The organism is Flagellimonas baculiformis, assembly GCF_033441575.1.
In the GTDB taxonomy this organism is placed as follows: Bacteria; Bacteroidota; Bacteroidia; order Flavobacteriales; family Flavobacteriaceae; genus Flagellimonas; species Flagellimonas baculiformis.
Map to the genome: position 1 here is coordinate 117005 of NZ_JAUZVW010000009.1, position 17991 is coordinate 134995.

General features: G+C 47.4%; 16 protein-coding genes. 12 read left to right on the forward strand and 4 right to left on the reverse strand.

From position 1 onward, the window contains the following. Nucleotides 1-27 precede the first annotated feature (27 nt). Both SD450_RS13615 and SD450_RS13620 read left to right on the forward strand, forming a co-directional pair. A complete protein-coding gene (locus SD450_RS13615; protein ID WP_318345004.1) occupies nucleotides 28-528 on the forward strand; it encodes a hypothetical protein in 501 nt (166 codons plus the stop codon). Between the two features lie 102 nt (nucleotides 529-630). After that, nucleotides 631-1746: a TlpA disulfide reductase family protein gene (locus tag SD450_RS13620; protein WP_318345005.1), complete on the forward strand. Its 1116-nt coding sequence runs from the start codon at nucleotides 631-633 to the stop codon at nucleotides 1744-1746. Nucleotides 1747-1932: 186 nt separating this feature from the next. Here the strand turns inward: SD450_RS13620 and SD450_RS13625 are convergent, their stop codons facing one another. Beyond that, a complete protein-coding gene (locus SD450_RS13625) occupies nucleotides 1933-2583 on the reverse strand; it encodes a rhomboid family intramembrane serine protease (protein WP_318345006.1) in 651 nt (216 codons plus the stop codon). A gap of 52 nt (nucleotides 2584-2635) precedes the next feature. Here SD450_RS13625 and SD450_RS13630 point away from each other — a divergent pair, with 52 nt between their 5' ends. From SD450_RS13630 to SD450_RS13640, 3 genes are all read left to right on the forward strand, one after another. Next, nucleotides 2636-3532: a lysophospholipid acyltransferase family protein gene (locus SD450_RS13630; RefSeq protein ID WP_318345007.1), complete on the forward strand. Its 897-nt coding sequence runs from the start codon at nucleotides 2636-2638 to the stop codon at nucleotides 3530-3532. Between the two features lie 115 nt (nucleotides 3533-3647). Next, nucleotides 3648-4631, forward strand: coding sequence for a sterol desaturase family protein (locus tag SD450_RS13635; protein WP_318345008.1), 984 nt, complete (start codon nucleotides 3648-3650; stop codon nucleotides 4629-4631). Between the two features lie 76 nt (nucleotides 4632-4707). Next, the gene (locus tag SD450_RS13640) at nucleotides 4708-5220 is read left to right on the forward strand and encodes a YybH family protein (RefSeq protein ID WP_318345009.1); all 513 of its coding nucleotides are present in this window, start codon (nucleotides 4708-4710) and stop codon (nucleotides 5218-5220) included. Here the strand turns inward: SD450_RS13640 and glmM are convergent. Continuing rightward, nucleotides 5217-6608, reverse strand: a complete 1392-nt coding sequence (glmM, locus tag SD450_RS13645; protein ID WP_318345010.1) for a phosphoglucosamine mutase — start codon at nucleotides 6606-6608, stop codon at nucleotides 5217-5219. The genes SD450_RS13640 and glmM overlap by 4 nt on opposite strands. Before the next feature lie 91 nt (nucleotides 6609-6699). Here glmM and SD450_RS13650 point away from each other — a divergent pair, with 91 nt between their 5' ends. The 4 genes from SD450_RS13650 to SD450_RS13665 are packed head-to-tail and all read left to right on the forward strand — an operon-like array spanning nucleotide 6700 to nucleotide 10933. After that, on the forward strand, nucleotides 6700-7293 hold the full coding sequence (locus SD450_RS13650; protein ID WP_318345011.1) for an acyl carrier protein phosphodiesterase: 594 nt from the start codon (nucleotides 6700-6702) through the stop codon (nucleotides 7291-7293). Next, nucleotides 7281-8963, forward strand: a complete 1683-nt coding sequence (gene ggt, locus SD450_RS13655) for a gamma-glutamyltransferase (protein ID WP_318345012.1) — start codon at nucleotides 7281-7283, stop codon at nucleotides 8961-8963. Before SD450_RS13650 ends, ggt begins: the two co-directional genes overlap by 13 nt. Before the next feature lie 11 nt (nucleotides 8964-8974). Next, the gene (locus SD450_RS13660; protein WP_318345013.1) at nucleotides 8975-9901 is read left to right on the forward strand and encodes an ATP-grasp domain-containing protein; all 927 of its coding nucleotides are present in this window, start codon (nucleotides 8975-8977) and stop codon (nucleotides 9899-9901) included. Nucleotides 9902-9937: 36 nt separating this feature from the next. Continuing rightward, nucleotides 9938-10933: an SMP-30/gluconolactonase/LRE family protein gene (locus SD450_RS13665; protein WP_318345014.1), complete on the forward strand. Its 996-nt coding sequence runs from the start codon at nucleotides 9938-9940 to the stop codon at nucleotides 10931-10933. 4 nt (nucleotides 10934-10937) lie between these two features. On the opposite strand, the gene SD450_RS13670 is transcribed toward SD450_RS13665, so the two are convergent. Further along, nucleotides 10938-11690, reverse strand: coding sequence for an XRE family transcriptional regulator (locus tag SD450_RS13670; RefSeq protein ID WP_318345015.1), 753 nt, complete (start codon nucleotides 11688-11690; stop codon nucleotides 10938-10940). Between the two features lie 215 nt (nucleotides 11691-11905). Between SD450_RS13670 and SD450_RS13675 the strand changes: the two genes are divergently transcribed. Further along, nucleotides 11906-13168: a putative DNA modification/repair radical SAM protein gene (locus SD450_RS13675; RefSeq protein WP_318345016.1), complete on the forward strand. Its 1263-nt coding sequence runs from the start codon at nucleotides 11906-11908 to the stop codon at nucleotides 13166-13168. 111 nt (nucleotides 13169-13279) lie between these two features. After that, nucleotides 13280-14053: a TIGR03915 family putative DNA repair protein gene (locus tag SD450_RS13680; protein ID WP_318345017.1), complete on the forward strand. Its 774-nt coding sequence runs from the start codon at nucleotides 13280-13282 to the stop codon at nucleotides 14051-14053. Nucleotides 14054-14386: 333 nt separating this feature from the next. Here the strand turns inward: SD450_RS13680 and SD450_RS13685 are convergent, their stop codons facing one another. Then, nucleotides 14387-14908: a hypothetical protein gene (locus SD450_RS13685; RefSeq protein ID WP_318345018.1), complete on the reverse strand. Its 522-nt coding sequence runs from the start codon at nucleotides 14906-14908 to the stop codon at nucleotides 14387-14389. A gap of 211 nt (nucleotides 14909-15119) precedes the next feature. On the opposite strand from SD450_RS13685, the gene uvrA reads away from it, so the two are divergent. Continuing rightward, complete coding sequence (uvrA, locus tag SD450_RS13690; RefSeq protein ID WP_318345077.1) at nucleotides 15120-17981, forward strand: excinuclease ABC subunit UvrA; 2862 nt, start codon at nucleotides 15120-15122, stop codon at nucleotides 17979-17981. The last annotated feature ends 10 nt before the right edge of the window (nucleotides 17982-17991 follow it).

Sequence of the window (17991 nt, forward strand, 5' to 3'; positions counted from 1 at the left end):
CTAATTTTTAACTTAAAAGAGAAACACATGAAGATTACCACATTATTTGCAGCGCTTTTTTTGTTTGTAACAGCATCCATGAGTGCACAGGAAATTTCCAACCATGCCTTGGGGCTCCGATTGGGTGACAGCGACGGCTTTGGTGCCGAAATTTCCTATCAAAAAGCCATAGGAAGCTCCAACCGTGCGGAATTTGACCTCGGCTGGCGCGATAGCCGACATTTTGATGCGTTCAAATTGACCGGCGTGTACCAATGGGTACGTCCATTGGACGGAGACTTTAACTGGTACTATGGCGTAGGTGGTGGATTGGGAAGCGTGGACTTTGACAGCCCTGACCCAGATTTTGATGATGACAATGATGGTCTTTTTGTATTCGCCGCCGGTAACATCGGTATTGAATACAATTTTGACATTCCCCTGCTCTTATCGCTGGATTTCCGACCTGAACTAGGCCTAGTGGGCTACGAAGGGTTCGACAATGATTTTGATTTTGACATTGCATTGGGGATTAGATATCAATTCTAATGTGTCATATCCAATAATTACATACCCTTGGCACTCGATAGAAGTCCAAGGGTTTTTTTATGCCATATGGAATGAATACCTTAGCGACTTAAATAGCAACACATGAAAAAAATATCAGCGATTGTCCTTGGAATACTGTTTTTGGCAGCTTGCAACACAGACCCCAATGGATATACCTTGAACGGCAAAATAACGGGTGAGACCGAGAATGGGGCCAAGGTTTTTCTAAAGACCACGGACACCCTTAACCAGTTGGTGGAAGTGGATACGGCCACCGTGGAAAATGGCATGTTCACCTTTACGGGCAACCAAGCGGAGCCCAAACTGCACTATATCTTTATGGAAGCCAATCGTGGAAACGTTCCCGTGGTACTGGAAAATGGCACCATAGAAATGGAGTTCCAAAAAGACAGTATGAACTATGCAAAATTGAAAGGGACCGAACAGAACGAGATGTTCATGGATTTTTTGGAGGAATCGAGAAAATTGTCCGAAAGGGCCATGTCCATGCAGAACGACATGCGGGAAGCGGCCCAACAAATGGATACGGCCACCGTCACCTCGCTTCGGGAGGAGTTCATGGAATTCCAGGAAGAGGCCAAAAACTTCAACGTGGACTATGCAAAGAACAATCCCAATGCACTGATCTCCGTATTGATCATCGGCAACCTGATGGCGAGCAAGGCCCTTCCCTTGGATGAAGTGAAGTCACTTTTCGAGGGTCTTTCCCCAGAAATGAAGGCCACCGAGCCCGGCAAAAAGATCAAGGAACAGTTGGACAAAATGAAATCCACCGAGGTTGGCTCCACGGCCCCTGACTTTTCGGCACCAACGCCTACCGGGGATATGTTGGCCCTGAGCCAGGTCACCGATAAATCCAAACTTACCTTGGTGGATTTTTGGGCCGCTTGGTGCAAACCTTGTCGAGCTGAAAACCCGAACATTGTCTCCGTTTACGAAAAGTATAAAGACAAAGGGTTCAATATCATCGGGGTTTCCTTGGATACCCGTGCCGAGGACTGGAAAGGCGCCATTGAGGCCGATGGACTGGCCTGGAACCATATTTCCAACCTTCAGCGTTTTCAAGACCCCATAGCGAGACTGTACAACATCAACGCCATACCAGCCGCTTTTTTGTTGGATGAGAACGGCGTGATCGTGGCCAAGGACCTTAGAGGACCAGCCCTGGAGCAAAAAGTGGCCGAACTGCTGAACTAAGCTTAAGTTATTGGGTTAGTGGGTTATTCAGTTAAAGGGTACTTGTACACTGCTGACTGATCACCTATTTCAGATTTGGGATTTTGGACTTGAAACTTTCCCTTGAACTTTTTAACAGCTTTCTGGGTTAATAAATTATTGCCCGTTGCTTACTGGATTTTGATATTCGTGGTTTGATGCTTTGAATCAAATCTTCCCCATTTTCTCCAATACAAATAGGATAATGATGGGAATGGCCAATAGGATAACAATCAATGTATCGGTAACGAACAGTTCGGGCCTGAACAATAAGGTAGTGGCATATCCGCCAATGGCACCACCAAAATGCGCCGTGTGCCCAATATTCCCCAACCTACTCCTCATTCCATAAATGGAATACAGCAAATAAGCGATGCCCAGCACATAGGCGGGCAATGGAATAGGAATGAACATAATGCCCAATTGCATATCCGGATTCAATAAAATGGCGGCATAGAGAATTCCTGTAACGGCACCACTGGCCCCCACTGCACTATAGAAGGGCTCATCTTTATGGAAAAACAGGGCCAAAAGGCTCCCTCCCAACAAACTGACAAAATAAATGATCAAAAATTTGCCCGGCCCAAACCAATTGATCACCACATTGGCAAAAAAATACAGGGTGAACATATTGAAAAAGAGATGGGAAATATCTACGTGGAGGAACCCCGAAGTGGCCATCCGTTCCCGTTGTCCCGCCTGTATGCCCCCTATGCTGAACTTATATCTATCAAAAAAAGCGGTATCGTTGAACCCCCGAAGGGACACCAGCACATTGGCAGCTATGATGGCAATGGTGGCAATATGTAAATTGTACATGTACTAAAAGTTTGGTTTCAAATATAGCTATATTTGCACACAAGAATCGCTTATGCAGTTGGCCATATATATCCTGGTTTACCCATTGCTCTGGTTGGTCTCCAGACTTCCTTTCCCAATTTTGTACGCAATATCCGATGGTGTATATGCATTGCTGTATTATGTCATTGGCTACCGGAAAAAAGTGGTCCGCACCAATCTTGAACTTGTATTTCCTGAAAAGTCAAAGGAAGAACGCTTACGGATAGAAAAAAAGTTCTATCATCATATGTGCGATATGTTCCTGGAGATGATCAAGACCATGGGCATTTCCAACAGACAGCTCCAAGAGCGGTTCACTTTCACCAATCTGGAGGTCTTGCACCGATTGGAGGCCCAAAACAAAAGCGTGATGCTGATGTTCCCCCATTATGCGAGCTGGGAATGGGTGATCGCACTCGACAAACATATTGCTTCCAAGGGCTACGCCATCTATCAAAAAATCGGGAACAAATATTTCGACAAACTTGTGCGCGATATCCGAGAAAAGTTCGGTACCACCCTGATCACCACCAAAGACACCCGTGACATCGTGGCCTGGAACAAAAAAGAAGGAAGGTTGAGCATGTACGGTATTTTGAGCGATCAATCGCCCATGCTCAAAAAAGCCCTGCTATGGACCCCTTTTATGGGAATCACCGTACCAGCGCATACAGGTGCCGAAATGCTCTGTAGAAAATTGGACCTCCCTGCGGTGTATTTAAAGGTCAGCAAAGAGAAGCGCGGACATTATCGCGGAACTTTCAAACTGATTACGGAACAGCCCGAGGAAATGGAGGAATTTGAACTGACCAAATCCTTTTTGAAATTGGTGGAAGAATCCATCCGGGAAGCGCCCGAATATTATTTTTGGACCCACAAGCGGTGGAAGCACAGGAACAAAATTCCCCAAGCTTTTCAGAATCCCTAAGCTATCTAGTTACATAACAGCAATATACATCAATAGGATGTAAATTGTCATTGGTCGAAATTATTGTATTTTTTTCCTCTGAAAATTTTACATTTTTTGGACCAAATAGACTCCTATGGATTTTTTACAGACACTTTTCAATGAGGTCATAGGATTTTTGGGCATATCCCAGGCCCTCGAAATCCTAAGATCCGGCGATTACGCTTCATTTACCACCTATGAGGGCATCGTCTCCTTGATCTATCCCATCATTCCGTTGCTCATCATCCTTGAACTGATTTTGGGTTTGATCTATAAAAAACCCCAGACCAAGGTCTATAAGGTGAACTTTTTGATCTATGTTTTCAATCGGTTTGTGGGACGCTTCATCGCCATTGCCATGGTGGCCCTGTGCATTGGCCTGTTCCAACAATACGCTCCGTTCCAGACCACGATGAAGTGGTATTGGATCGTTTACGGATATGTGGTCTGGGAGCTTGGGCATTTTATCTATCATTACTTGGGGCACAAGGTGCGTATGTTCTGGTGCCTGCACTCCACCCATCATGCCCCTGAGGACATGAACCTGTCCGTGACCCATGCCCATTTCTTTTTGGAAGCACCCTATGCCGATACCATCCGGACCACCATCTGCATACTTTTGGGCGTACAACCGGAGCTGTTGTTTTTGATTATGTTCATTGATGGCACCTATGGTGCGTTCATCCATATTGGGGAAAATCTGTTGAAAAATGGTCGGTTGGGTTTTTTGAACAAGATCATCCTTACCCCTTCCCACCATCGGGTACACCACGCCAAGAACCCCCTCTACATGGACACCAACTTCTGTAATCTGTTGAACATTTGGGACCGGGTGTTCAAAACCTATCAGGAAGAACGGCACGACATAAAGATTGAATACGGCATAACGCGAGAAATGGACTCGGGGAACTTCATGGATGTGTATTTTGGGGAAATCGTGGCTTTGGCGAAAGATGTATGGAAGGCACCTGGGCTTGCCAACAAATTCCGCTACCTCGTAATGCCCCCAGGATGGAGCCATACCGGCGAACACAAGACCGCCAAAGTGGTTCGGAAAAGCTATTTGGAGTCCATCTGAATCCGTAAATTTTTTGATGGATCCACGACGGTTTTGAAGTTATTTTATACCTTCATCCGTATCAACAATCAGAAAAATGAAACAGTCCATCCTCTCAGCAGTTTTATGCTGCCTTACTTTGTTTTCCTTCGGACAGACTTCGGATGAAATCCTTGAAGAGATAGAAAAAGACGTATGGATTCCTTTCATGGAGGCCTATGATGAATCGGACCCGGAAAAATTGAAATCCATCCATACCAAGGACATCATTCGGGTAATCATGGAGCAAGGTGAAATCAAAACGGGCGAAAGCTATCTGCAAAATTTTGCGGATTTTGTGGCTACCAACCGGGTGAGCATCGCTTTTGCCATCCTTTCCACTTCGGTGGACCCCAATGGTGAACTGGCTTACCAAAATGGATATTACCGGTTCAGCTCCAAAGGCGAAAATGACGATGGCCTTGTGGTAAGGGGGTATGGCGAGTTCAATGTTGGGCTGCGCAAAGAGAACGGTTCATGGAAAATTTGGTTGGATTCGGACAAACGCACTCCCATTTCCCATGAGGAATTCAATTCACACAAAATCGTTTATAAATTGATCGAGGACTAGCTCAATCCCGCCACCTCTTTTATTTCACCAATGATACGGTCCGCCAAGGCATCCGCTTCTTTTTGCGATTTGGCCTCGGTATAGATTCGAATGATGGGTTCCGTGTTGGATTTGCGAAGATGCACCCAATTTTCAGGAAAATCGATTTTCACCCCGTCAATGGTGGAAACCTGCTCGTTCTTGTATTTGTCGTGCATGGCCTCAAGTAGGGCATCCACATCCAGTCCGGGAGTAAGCTCTATCTTCTTTTTGCCCATAAAATAGCTAGGGTAGCTTGCCCGTAGTTCGGCCACGGTCCCGCCCCGTTCGGCCATCAACATCAAGAAAAGGGCCGTGCCCACCAAGGCATCGCGACCATAATGGCTCTCTGGATAAATGATGCCCCCATTGCCCTCACCTCCTATAATGGCATTGCTCGCCTTCATTTTGGCGACCACGTTCACCTCGCCCACGGCTGCAGCCTCATAAGTGCCGCCATGCTTTTCAGTAATATCGCGAAGGGCGCGTGAAGAGGACAGGTTGGACACCGTGTTGCCCTTGGTCTTGCCCAATACGTAATCCGCACAGGCCACCAAGGTGTATTCCTCACCGAACATTTCCCCATCGTTGCTGATAAAGGCCAAACGATCCACATCCGGGTCCACCACGATACCAAAATCGGCCTTTTCTTCCACCACTTTCTTGCAGATGTCCCCCAAATGTTCCTTCAAGGGTTCTGGATTGTGAGGAAAATGGCCCGTGGGATCACAGTAGAGCTTCACCACTTCCACCCCAAGTTCTTGCAACAATTTGGGAATGGCAATACCCCCCGTGGAGTTGACCCCGTCCACGACCACCTTGAATCCCTTGCCCCTGATCACATCGGCATCCACCAAGGGAAGCTCCAGTACTTCATCAATATGGATATCGATGTAGGAATCGTTTTTGGTGATTTCCCCTAAATCGTCCACTTCGGCAAAATCAAAATCCTCCTTTTCAGCAAGTTCCAAAATCTTGGCCCCTTGTGCCGCATCCAAAAACTCCCCACGTTCATTGAGCAATTTTAGGGCATTCCATTGTTTTGGATTGTGGCTGGCGGTCAGGATGATGCCTCCATCGGCCTTTTCCAAAGGAACGGCAATTTCCACTGTAGGGGTGGTGGACAATCCTAGATCCACGACATCGATTCCCAGTCCCACCAAGGTGGACACCACTAAGTTTTGGATCATCTCGCCCGACAAACGGGCATCCCTGCCTATGACAACGGTCAATTTCTCTTTCTTGGAATAGTCCTTCAACCAGCTCCCATATGCTGCCGCAAACTTCACAGCGTCCAGTGGGGTCAGGTTATCGTTTGTTTTTCCGCCTATGGTTCCTCTAATTCCAGAAATAGATTTGATCAGTGTCATAATTGTTAAAAAAGTTTGTGCAAATATAACCCAGCATCCCCTATTCCATGTTTTGAATTTGTAAATTTCGACACAAAAGGATTTTGCCCCGATGAACTTCTTGGCACATATTTACCTTTCCTTTGATGACAAGGAGATCACGTTGGGCAACTTTTTTGCCGACCATATCCGTGGAAACCGCTACAAACACCTGCCCGAAAAAATCCAAAAAGGTATAATGCTACACCGTGAAATAGATACTTTCACGGACGCCCACCCCATCACAAGGCAGAGCAGTAAAAGGCTGCACAAGAATTACAGTCATTACAGCATGGTCATCGTGGACATCTTTTACGACCATTTTTTGGCCAAAAATTGGAATGATTATTCAGAAACTCCCTTAGCAGAATATGTGGAGAACTTTTATGACCTGTTGGAAGACAACTATGACATCCTTCCCATGGCAACCAAACGGATGATGCCCTACATGATCGCGGACAATTGGTTGCTCAACTATGCCAATCTCACTGGGATAGAGCGCGTACTCAACGGCATGAACCGAAGGACAAAAAATAAATCCAAGATGAATCTGGCCATTTTGGACCTTGAGGAACACTACACGGATTTTGAAAACGAGTTCATCACTTTTTTTGAAGAATTGATTACCTTTTCCCGTCAAAAATTCATTTCCCTATGCGAAGACTGATACTCCTTCTGCCCTTCATCCTTTTCATCAATTGCAAACAACAACCCGCAACTCCCACGGGACTTGTCACGGAAAAGGCCATGGTGGTCTCGGCCCGTGAGGAGGCTTCCCAAATTGGAGTGGAGATCATGAAAAAAGGGGGCAATGTCTTCGATGCCATGGTGGCCACAGAACTGGCCTTGGCCGTTTCTTTCCCTTTTGCCGGAAATTTGGGCGGGGGTGGCTTTATGGTCTATCGAAAGAACAATGGCGAGATTGGTGGCATCGATTATCGGGAGAAAGCGCCCTTGGCGGCCCACAAGGACATGTACCTGGATTCGTTGGGCAATGTCGTCCCCGATATGAGCACCTCTGGCGGTACCGCTGTTGGGGTACCCGGCACGGTGGCCGGTGTCATGGAAGTACACAAAAAATTTGGCTCCCTGCCCCTATCCGAAATCATGGAACCCGTCATTGCCTTGGCCAAAAAAGGAGTGGTCGTCACCGAAATGCAGGCCAAACGATTGGAAGGATACAGGGAAAGTTTCATCAAGGCGAACGGGGACAGCACCAAATTTGCAGGTCCGTTCAAGGCGGGGGATACCATAAAATATCCCGAATTGGCCCAAACCTTGGAAATCATTATGGAAAAAGGAAAAGATGGATTCTATAAAGGCGAAGTAGCCCAAAAACTGGCCGCTTTTGTGCAGGAAAATGGTGGCTACATCACCGAGGAGGATCTTTCACGATATGAAGCCAAGTGGAGAGCCCCCATCGAATTCGATTACAAGGACCTTCATGTGATTTCCATGAGCCCCCCCAGTAGCGGCGGCGTCACCATCAATCAGATTTTCAAGATGATGGAACCTTATAAAGTGGCCAAGTTTGGACACAATTCCGCCAAGACCATCCAACTGTTCACCGAGGCCTCCCGTCGTGCCTATGCGGACCGGAATTACTTCTTGGGCGACCCCGACTTTGTCGATATTCCCGATGATGTCCTTTTAAGTGATGCCTATTTGCAGAAACGGATGGCCAATTTCTCCTTTGACAAAGCAACGTTGTCATCCGATGTGAGCCATGGTGAGGTGGAAATCATCGAAAGCTCCGAAACCACCCACTACTCCATCGTGGACAGCGAGGGCAACGCCATTTCTGCCACCACCACCTTGAACGGCGGCTATGGTTCCAAACTCTATTGTGCCGAACTGGGTTTCTTTTTGAACAATGAAATGGACGATTTCAGTGCCAAACCCGGTGTGCCCAATATGTTCGGGTTGGTCGGTGCCGAGGCGAACAGCATTGCTCCGGAAAAGCGGATGCTGAGCAGTATGACGCCTACCATTGTGGAAAAAGAAGGAAAACTGTACATGGTTGTGGGAACCCCGGGCGGTTCCACTATCATCACTGCGGTGGCCCAGACCATTTTGAACGTTTACGAATTCAACCTGAGCATGCAGGATGCCGTGAATGCCCCCCGTTTCCATCACCAATGGTTGCCCGATGCAGTCATTTTTGAACCCGAAGGATTTTCCGAGGAACTAATATCGGAGCTGAAATCCAAAGGATACATCATCAACGAGGAACGCACCCCCATCATTGGCAAAGTGGATGCCATACGCGTGCTGCCCGATGGCAAACTGGAAGGCGGGGCCGACAAACGGGGCGACGATACTGCTGTTGGATTTTAAATTTTTCTGTTATGGAGTTTGATATTGTAGTCTTGACGGACCATCGGTATGTGTCACCCCAAAAAAAGACACCCTATATTGAAAATGTACTGTTGGAAGACCGTCTGGTTGTGGAGGCATTGCAGGCAGAAGGTTTGAAGGTCGCCCGAAAATCGTGGGATGACCCCCATTTTGATTGGTCCTCCACCAAATTGGCCCTCTTCCGCACCACTTGGGACTATTTTGACCGATTTTCGGAGTTCTCAACATGGTTTGAAAACACCTCCAAACTGACCCAGTTCATCAATTCCAAAGAATTGATCGCTTGGAACATGGACAAACACTACCTCCAAGATCTTTCCCAGGCAGGGGTCACCATTCCCAAGACTATTTTTGTGGAAAAAGGGACCCAAACCACATTGCAAGCCCTTTTTTCCGCTACGGTGCAGGAACACGGGTTCAGGAAAGAGCAATTTGTGTTGAAACCCTGCGTATCCGGCGCGGCCCGACATACCTACAAAATCAATACAACAGAGATTTCAAAGTACGAAGCGCTGTTTGGACAATTGATTTCCGAAGAGGCGATGATGCTCCAGGAATTCCAAGAGAACATCGTTTCCGAAGGGGAAATTTCAATGATGCTGTTCCATGGGGAGTTCACCCATGCCGTGCTCAAAATTGCCAAGCCTGGTGATTTTCGGGTACAGGACGATTTTGGCGGCAGCGTCCACGAATATGATCCATCCAAGGAACAGATTACTTTTGCAGAAAAGGTGGTCAATGCCGCTCCCGAACTTCCCGTTTATGCACGGGTGGACCTATTCCGGGACAATGAAGAAAATTGGACCTTGGCGGAATTGGAGATTTTTGAACCCGAATTGTGGTTCCGGCGTAATCCGTCAGCAGCACAAAAGTTGGCCAAGACCATAAAGGATACCTGTTTGTCCGCTCAGGTCTAGACCATTGAGATAACACATAACTTTAACTATTTCAAAATGAATAATTTAACCCTCCTATTGTTAAGCGTTGGCTTAGGGTGTACCGCCCAACAGAAAACCACTGGCCAACTAGTCGCTTTGGACGATGCCTTTTACGATTACGTGGATAAAGATGCAAAAATAGAAGTGCTCGCCGAGGATTTTATATGGTCCGAAGGCCCTGTTTGGGTCAAGGAAGGTGGGTTCCTCCTATTTTCTGATGCTCCACAGAACACCATTTTTAAATGGGATGAAAATGAAGGGATCACACAATTTTTAGAACCTTCTGGCTACACCGGAATACTGCCATACAGCAAAGAGCCCGGCAGCAATGGACTTATCATCAATAACGAAGGGGAGTTGGTCGCCTGCGAACACGGCGACCGAAGAATATCCCGGATACCGCTATCTTTTGGTGGAAAAGTAACTGTGGCCGACAAATGGAACGGCAAGCGTTTCAATAGCCCAAATGACATTGTACAGACCTCCAAGGGTACCTATTATTTTACAGACCCTCCGTATGGCCTGCCAGAGCAGGAAAATTCCAAAACTCGGGAAATTGATGCATTTGGGGTCTTCAAAGTCGATGTTGGGGGCAAAGTTGATATAGTGGTCGACAATCTTTCTCGTCCGAATGGGCTTGCGCTGTCCCCTGACGAAAAAATACTGTATGTGAACCAATCGGATGGCAAAGCGCCCTATATCATGGCATACAACATCCAAAATGATGGTTCATTGGATGGGGGCACTATCTTCTTTGATGCCACTGAACTACGGAAAGAAGGATTGGTTGGCTCTTTGGATGGTCTTAAGGTGGCCAAGGATGGAACTATTTTTTCCACAGGGCCGGGCGGGGTTCTAGTCATTACTCCCAAAGGAAAACTTTTGGGACGCATCGGAACGGGGCAGCTCACGGCGAATTGTGCTTGGGGCAACGATGGCTCTGTGCTCTACATGACAGCCCATAGCTTCCTGATGCGGATCCAGACCAAAACGGTCGGGGTCGGTTTCTGAAATCTTACTTGGCAATCTGTCGCTTCAATTCTTCCATGGACTGTTGCAACTGCTTCAATAGCCCGGTTTCTGTCGTGGCATCCACATTGAAGGTCAGTTTACTACTTACCTCCCAGATTTCCTGGATCTGGAATGGCTTGATCTCATATGGAGGATAAGTCTCGTTCAAAGAAACCAAGGTTATGTTGTTGGAATTGGGCCTTCGCTCTATTTTCTTGACCATTACGGAATCTTGGAGCACGACCACATACATTTTATTGGGACTCACATGGTCAATATGTTCAATGGCACGCGCCAACACCCAGTCGTTGGGCCTTAGATTGGGCAGCATGCTGTCCCCTTCCACCTGAAACCCCCTGTACGTGGCATTTCGGAATTCGGGAATGGGCATGTCAAAGGCGGGCAACTGTTGGTACCAACTCGTATCGGAAATGTTTTGCGGATAGCCTGCAGCGGCCTTGGCGTTCACCAATACCATGTTGTCCTGATCGGAATTGTCCACGGTGACCACCTTGGGGATCACACTGGTCCTGGAGGTGTCCAGGTATTTCTGATCACTCTCCCCGAACAGCCACATGGGATTGATCTTGAACTGTTTCAATAGCTCCGATACCACTTTGCCCGATAGCTTGGTCCTCCCCCGTTCAATATCGGCCGTGGTGTTCTTCACACCCAACAGTTCCGCAAACTCGGCCTGTGTGTGGCCCAGTTCCCTTCGGATGTCCGTAAACCGCTTTAAGGTAATTTCGTTTTCCATTTCTGCATTTTTGTGTCACTTCGTACTGTCATCCTGAGCGCAGTCGAAGGAGCTTTCGAGAAAGCATTGACCTTCTCCTTAAATTAGGTCTCAACTGCGTTCGACCTGACATCTCTTCCCAAATATATACAATTTGGATTATTTCCAAAACTTTTTATGGAATATTTCCATTTATTGGATTATTTCCATATTTTTGATTGGAATATTTCCAAGTTATGGATTTTGATAGAATACGGGGAAAACTGAACATTCTGGCCGATGCGGCCAAATATGACGTGTCATGCGCCAGCAGTGGAAGCGACCGGACCAATACCAACAAGGGACTTGGAAACGCTTCCCGCATGGGGATTTGCCACAGCTATACGGAGGATGGGCGCTGTATTTCCTTGTTGAAAATCCTGCTGACCAACCATTGCATCTATGACTGTGCCTATTGTGTCACGCGCAAAAGCAACGATGTTAAACGAGCGGCCTTCAAGATCCAAGAAGTGGTGGACCTGACCATCAATTTTTATCGTAGAAACTATATCGAGGGATTGTTCCTGAGTTCCGGCATCTTCAAAAATGCGGATTATACCATGGAGCGTTTGGTAGCGGTGGCAAAAAAACTGCGGGAAGAAGAGAATTTCAACGGGTATATCCATTTGAAGTCCATACCCGGGGCCAGCGATGAACTCATGTACGAAGCAGGATTATACGCGGACCGTCTTTCCGTTAATATTGAAGTGCCCACGGTTTCTGGCCTGAAACTCTTGGCCCCAGATAAAAAACATGAGGATTTCACCAAACCCATGCTTAAGGTGAAGAATGAGATCGTACGCTTCCAAACCGAACGAAAGATCATCAAAAGCACTCCCAAATATGCCCCGGCCGGGCAAAGCACCCAGATGATTGTGGGCGCTTCCGGGGAAACAGACAAGGACATCATGTATTCCGCCACCTATTATTACAAGACTTATCAAATGCGACGGGTGTATTACTCCGGCTATGTGCCCGTAGCCGATGACGCCCGTTTGCCTGCCATTGGTTCGCAGGTGCCCATGCTCCGGGAGAACAGGCTCTACCAGACCGATTGGCTCTTGCGCTTCTACGGTTTTGCTGTGAACGAAATTTTGAACAGGGAACACCCCAATTTGGATATGGACGTGGACCCCAAACTTTCGTGGGCGTTGCGCAACCTGCATCATTTTCCAGTGGATGTGAACACGGCGGACAAACGCCTCTTGGCCCGCATACCCGGCATAGGCATGCAGTCCGTGGAAAAAATAATGAAAGCTCGAAAATTTCGAAGGTTGAACTGGGACCACCTCAAAAAAATCGGAGTGGCCCTCAACCGCGCCCAGTATTTCATGGTATGCGATTCCCGCCACTGGGAACGCCGTGATCTGGATGCGGAGAAAATCAAGGGGATGATCTTGCAGGCTTCGTCCGGCAAGTTCAGGAACCAGTATAGTAACCAATTGTCATTGTTCAATTGACAATGGACAGTTTACCATGAACAATGGTGTCATTTCGAACGAATGTGAGAAATCTAGATTTCTCGGTCGGGAATTCCTTCGAAAGGACAGCAAAAACTAAATTCAAGCGTTATGAATGCTTCAACAACCTTAATTTACGACGGCAGTTTCAACGGCTTTCTCACAGCTGTGTTTGTCGCTTTTGACGAAAAGATCAATGTGGCCGACATCCAAAGGAACGGTCAGTGCCAAAGTGGGCTTTTTTCGGACACCGAGACCATTTTCACCCATGTGGAAAAGGCAAAGCGGGTCTGGAACGGCATCAAGGGCAAAAGCCACAACGCCATTTCCAATGTGTATTTTGCTTTTTTGAGCGAAGCCGAAGGGGTGGAAATGATGCTGTACACCTACATCCAAAAATTGATGCGCACCCAGACCGGCAAGTATCTGGACTATTCGGACAGTACGGTGTTGCACATCAGCCAATTGGCACGGAAGGTGGGCCAGGAAAAACACCGCATGGAGGCCTTTGTGCGGTTCCAGTTGACGAAGGACAACATCTATTTTGCGAACATAGAGCCCGATTTTGATGTGTTGCCCCTCATTTCCAAGCATTTTCGGGACCGCTATGCAGACCAGCAATGGCTCATTTATGATGTGAAGCGCAAATACGGCATCTATTACGACCTGGACCACGTGGAAATGGTGTCCTTGGACCTACGGGAAGTACATTTCAACAAAATCCATAAAAGTGATGCTTTCCTGAGCGAGGAGTACGATTACCAGACCCTCTGGAACGATTATTTCAAAAGTACGGGCATCAAGTCCCGCATCAACCCCAAATTGCATACGCAACATGTGCCCAAACGGTATTGGAAGTACCTTTCTGAAAAAAAGGCAAGTTAGTGATGTGGGTAACCTTTAGCCCAGACGGGTTACATGGAGCCCTGAGCGAAGTCGAAGGGTGAGTGAAAAAAGGAGGATGTTTAAAAAATTAGAGTAATTTCAAATGATACAATATGTATACAGCTCCAAAAGAAATTATAAAAAAAGATATAAAACCGACAACGACATTCATAACATGCTGTTCAAACATGCTATAATTTCCTTGCTTTTTCTTTGTACCAGAAAAATAATCCAATGGCTTTTCTTTTCCGATAAATTTAAAGAAATAAAACCTGGTTCGCTTACCCAAAAAATCAATAATAAGCCCTTGTAAAATTATTTCGAAAATAAAATTCATTTGCTTCGCTCCCCCACAAAATGGTCGCTCTTATTTTTAAAGAGTACATTAAAACTGGTCAAACTGCCATAAATGCGGGTGATGTATTGCTGTAGGTCAATTTTATCCTGATCGTCCAGATTGCTACTGTTGATCTTTTGTTCCATCACACGGATACGGTCGCGCACCATCACGATCTTGTGAAAAAAGGTATCAATGGGCATTTCTTTGTTCTGGGTGGCATCCCCGGGATCCAGGATCAGTTTACCACCTTTCCACTTATCCGCAATGGCCACTTTCTCGTGGGTATCGCTCCATTTCTCCAAAATCTTGACCAAGGAACGTTCCACTTCAAAAAAGCTGACGGTGTCCACTTCGTCCTCCACCGCCTCGATCACCTCAAAATCGGCATCAAGGTCAATGGTTTCCAGACCACTTTCCAAAAAAGTGACCCAATAATGCCTGGATGATACGTTGGTCACCACCCCTTTTCCGTGTTCAGGATGGTCTATTCGAGAGCCAATGCCCAGTAGTTTCATAGTTTTCAATTTATAGTGTCAGGTCGAGCGCAGTCGAGACCCAATGTGCCAATACACCTTTCGACAGTTCCTTCAACTGTGATTGGAATGACAGCTCGAAGTGACAAATGATACTATGTCAAAAATAAGCCATCAATTAACAATAACGAAAATCCAACCCCTTTCTTTTTTACATCCCAAATCGCTACTTTTGAAGCTTTGCTATGAATTTATGATCCACTACGAAGAACATATTGAGGTCAAGGGTGCCCGGGTGCATAACCTGAAAAATATCGACGTCACCATTCCCCGTGAAAAGCTGGTGGTCATCACCGGGCTATCGGGCAGTGGAAAATCCTCCCTGGCCTTCGATACCATCTATGCCGAGGGCCAACGCCGCTATATTGAGACTTTCTCGGCCTATGCCCGACAGTTTTTGGGCGGGCTGGAACGCCCCGATGTGGACAAGATAGACGGGCTTTCGCCCGTGATCGCCATAGAACAGAAGACCACCTCCAAATCGCCCCGCTCCACGGTAGGTACCATCACGGAGGTGTACGATTTTCTCCGACTCTTGTTCGCACGCGCCGGGGATGCCTACAGTTATAATACCGGCGAGAAGATGGTGAGCTATAGCGACGAACAGATCAAGGAACTCATCATAGAATCCTATCTCGATAAAAAAATAAACGTGCTGGCCCCCGTGATCAAATCCAGAAAGGGCCATTACCGTGAACTTTTTGAGCAGATTGCAAAGCAAGGTTTCGTAAAAGTGCGGGTGGACGGCGAGATCATGGACATCACCAAGGGCATGAAGGTGGACCGCTACAAGACCCACGACATCGAGATCGTGATCGACCGCTTAAAAGTCTCCGATACCGAGGATTTCCACAAACGTCTTGCGGAGACCATCAACACGGCCATGTACAGTGGCGAAAACGTTTTGATGGTATTGGAAGAGGGCGAGACCGTGCCCCGCTATTTCAGCCGGGACCTTATGTGTCCTTCCACAGGCATTTCGTACCCCACGCCGGAACCCAACACCTTTTCGTTCAACTCGCCCAAGGGCATGTGCCCCGATTGCAGTGGTCTAGGCCATATCTACGAAGTGAACGAGCGGAAGATCATCCCCAATCCCAAACTGTCCATCAAGGCGGGCGGACTTGCCCCACTGGGCGAATACAAGAAATCTTGGGCCTTCAAACAGTTGGAGACCATTGGGCAGCGGTATGGTTTTGACCTTTCGGACGCCATCGAAAAAATCCCCGAGGAGGCCATGGACGTCATTCTCAACGGTGGTAAGGAAAGTTTTGAGGTCGATTCCAAATCCCTCGGTGTAAAAAGGCAGTACAAAATTGATTATGAGGGCATTTCCAACTTTATCAGGACCCAATTTGAAGAAGCCAATTCCACGTCCATAAAACGATGGGCGAAGGATTACATGGACAAAATAAAGTGTCCCACCTGCGAAGGTGCCCGCTTGCGCAAGGAATCCCTCTATTTTAAAGTGGGCGAAAAGAACATTGCCGAACTGGCCCAAATGGACATTGCCGAACTGGCCACTTTTTTCAAGAACTTGGAAGAGACCCTTGAGGGCAACCAAAAGATAATCGCGGAGGAAATCATCAAGGAAATCAAGGCCCGTATCGGGTTTTTGCTGGATGTGGGACTGGACTACCTTTCCCTGAACCGAAGCTCCAAATCCCTGTCCGGGGGTGAGGCGCAGCGCATCCGTTTGGCCACCCAGATAGGTTCCCAACTGGTGGGGGTGCTCTATATTTTGGACGAACCCAGCATCGGTCTGCACCAACGGGACAACGAACGCTTGATCCATTCCTTGGAATCGCTCAGGGATATCGGGAATTCCGTAATCGTTGTGGAGCATGATCGGGATATGATCGAACGTGCCGACCACGTGATCGACATCGGTCCAAAAGCAGGAAAACATGGTGGGGAAATCATTTCCGAAGGGAAACCATCCGAACTGAAGGACCATCATACCCTGACCGCCCAATACATTACCGGCGAACTGGAAATTCCTGTTCCAAGTGAAAGAAGAAAGGGAACGGGCAAAAAAATTGTGCTTTCTGGTTGTACGGGAAACAACCTGAAGGATGTCACCGTGGAGTTCCCTTTGGGAAAACTCATCGGCGTCACGGGTGTATCGGGCAGTGGAAAGTCCACCTTGGTGAACGAGACCCTCTACCCTATCATGAACGCCCATTACTTCAACGGGGTAAAAAAACCGATGCCCTACAAAAAAATCACCGGGCTACAGCATATCGACAAGGTCATCGACATCAACCAATCGCCCATTGGACGCACCCCGCGATCCAATCCAGCGACCTATACCGGAGTTTTCAGCGAGATCCGGACCTTGTTTGCCAAGACCACCGAAGCAACCATCCGCGGATACAAACCGGGACGTTTCAGCTTCAATGTGGCAGGAGGGCGTTGCGAAACCTGCCAAGGCGGCGGGTTGAAGGTTATCGAAATGAACTTTCTTCCCGATGTGTATGTGGAATGTGAGACCTGCAACGGCAAACGGTTCAACAGGGAGACCTTGGAAATCCGATACAAGGGCAAGTCCATTTCGGACGTATTGGAAATGACCATCAACGAGGCGGTCGATTTCTTTGAGAACATTCCCAAGATCCATCGAAAACTGAAGACCATCAAAGATGTGGGGTTGGGCTACATCTCATTGGGACAGCAGTCCACTACCCTTTCCGGCGGTGAGGCGCAACGGGTGAAACTGGCCACCGAACTTTCCAAACGCGATACCGGAAACACCTTTTACATCTTGGACGAGCCTACCACAGGGCTGCATTTTGAGGACATCCGAGTGCTGATGGAAGTGCTCAACCAACTGGTGGACAAAGGAAATACCATCTTGGTGATAGAGCACAACATGGACGTCATCAAAATGATGGACCATATCATAGACATTGGCTACGAAGGCGGCCGGGGCGGCGGCATGGTTGTTGCTACAGGAACCCCGGAGGAAGTGGCCAAGGACAAAAAGAGCTACACCGCCAAGTTTTTGAAAAAGGAACTGGAAAACACAAAAGAAAAGATTGCAAAGGCAGTCTGAAAAGCATAAA

Excerpts from the sequence above, each read along its gene's own strand:
- SD450_RS13650 (WP_318345011.1), top strand. The coding sequence starts at position 6,700 with ATGAACTTCTTGGCACATATTTACCTTTCCTTTGATGACAAGGAGATC.
- SD450_RS13685 (WP_318345018.1), bottom strand. The coding sequence starts at position 14,908 with ATGAAACTACTGGGCATTGGCTCTCGAATAGACCATCCTGAACACGGA.
- SD450_RS13670 (WP_318345015.1), bottom strand. The coding sequence starts at position 11,690 with ATGGAAAACGAAATTACCTTAAAGCGGTTTACGGACATCCGAAGGGAA.
- SD450_RS13665 (WP_318345014.1), top strand. The coding sequence starts at position 9,938 with ATGAATAATTTAACCCTCCTATTGTTAAGCGTTGGCTTAGGGTGTACC.
- ggt (WP_318345012.1), top strand. The coding sequence starts at position 7,281 with ATGCGAAGACTGATACTCCTTCTGCCCTTCATCCTTTTCATCAATTGC.
- glmM (WP_318345010.1), bottom strand. The coding sequence starts at position 6,608 with ATGACACTGATCAAATCTATTTCTGGAATTAGAGGAACCATAGGCGGA.
- SD450_RS13635 (WP_318345008.1), top strand. The coding sequence starts at position 3,648 with ATGGATTTTTTACAGACACTTTTCAATGAGGTCATAGGATTTTTGGGC.
- SD450_RS13620 (WP_318345005.1), top strand. The coding sequence starts at position 631 with ATGAAAAAAATATCAGCGATTGTCCTTGGAATACTGTTTTTGGCAGCT.
- SD450_RS13680 (WP_318345017.1), top strand. The coding sequence starts at position 13,280 with ATGAATGCTTCAACAACCTTAATTTACGACGGCAGTTTCAACGGCTTT.
- SD450_RS13675 (WP_318345016.1), top strand. The coding sequence starts at position 11,906 with ATGGATTTTGATAGAATACGGGGAAAACTGAACATTCTGGCCGATGCG.
- SD450_RS13615 (WP_318345004.1), top strand. The coding sequence starts at position 28 with ATGAAGATTACCACATTATTTGCAGCGCTTTTTTTGTTTGTAACAGCA.
- SD450_RS13625 (WP_318345006.1), bottom strand. The coding sequence starts at position 2,583 with ATGTACAATTTACATATTGCCACCATTGCCATCATAGCTGCCAATGTG.
- uvrA (WP_318345077.1), top strand. The coding sequence starts at position 15,120 with ATGATCCACTACGAAGAACATATTGAGGTCAAGGGTGCCCGGGTGCAT.
- SD450_RS13660 (WP_318345013.1), top strand. The coding sequence starts at position 8,975 with ATGGAGTTTGATATTGTAGTCTTGACGGACCATCGGTATGTGTCACCC.
- SD450_RS13640 (WP_318345009.1), top strand. The coding sequence starts at position 4,708 with ATGAAACAGTCCATCCTCTCAGCAGTTTTATGCTGCCTTACTTTGTTT.
- SD450_RS13630 (WP_318345007.1), top strand. The coding sequence starts at position 2,636 with ATGCAGTTGGCCATATATATCCTGGTTTACCCATTGCTCTGGTTGGTC.